Source organism: Pedobacter sp. 10L46_2 (assembly GCF_056395165.1).
In genome coordinates this window covers 1-1,032 of sequence record NZ_JBFTIZ010000556.1, presented here as the reverse complement: position 1 = coordinate 1,032, position 1,032 = coordinate 1, and the positions used below count along the sequence as shown (strand labels likewise).

General features: G+C 40.0%; 1 protein-coding gene. It reads left to right on the top strand.

Translation table 11 applies throughout. From position 1 onward, the window contains the following. Positions 1 to 180: 180 nt before the first annotated feature. A partial coding sequence (locus AC1DDX_RS27775) for an amino acid permease (RefSeq protein ID WP_477623086.1) occupies positions 181 to 1,032 on the top strand: 852 nt, incomplete at its 3' end.

Genomic DNA, 1,032 nt, shown 5'->3' with positions numbered 1-1,032 from the left:
CATTAGGATATACCAAACCCATCAATGAAATTTACGAAACTGCGGGAATTAAATTTGATTTCAGCTTAAACTACATTGAGGAGCTGGCATCATTTGTAAAAGATGAATTGCATAAATTAGGCTAAGTTTACCACATAATATCTAAGTTTGAATATCAAAACCGAACCTAACCACTAATGTATGTTTGAAAAACTTTTCAGAAAAAAGTCAATAGCCAAAATATTGGAAGATGCAGAAAAAGGCTATGGTGATCACGGAGCTTCGCTCCATAAAACACTTGGTGTACGGGATTTAACGGCTTTCGGTATCGCCGCTATAATTGGGGCGGGCATTTTCAGTACAATTGGCAAAGCAAGTGCCGACGGTGGCCCTGCGGTAATATTCCTTTTTATATTTACTGCCATTGCTTGTAGTTTTGCTGCTTTTGCATATGCAGAATTTGCCTCAATGGTTCCTGTATCTGGAAGCGCATATACCTATTCATATGTTGCGTTTGGTGAACTGGTAGCCTGGATCATTGGATGGTCGCTCATTATGGAGTATGCTATTGGAAACATAACTGTTGCTATATCCTGGTCCGATTATTTTACCGGACTCCTCTCCTCCATACGAATACCTGCATTTGGCATAAATGGCATTCACCTGCCTGATTGGACTACAATGGACTATCTGACCGCATATAATGGTCATGCACATGCTGAAGCACTTGTGAACGCAGGAAAAAACTACGCAAATCTGGATGACGCAACAAGAATAGCAAACAATGCCTGGATAACAGCCCCACAAATTGGGGGCTTTCATCTTGTAGCGGACTTACCCGCTCTGGGTATTATCATTTTTATTACCTGGCTGGTATACAGAGGAATGAAAGAATCTAGAAATGCAAGTAATGCAATGGTTATTGTAAAACTAGCAGTTATTTTACTAGTACTTGCAGTAGGTGTTTTTTATGTTGACACTGGTAATTGGGATCCCTTTGCTCCCAATGGAGTATCAGGAGTATTAAAGGGAGTATCAGCAGTTTTTTTTGCA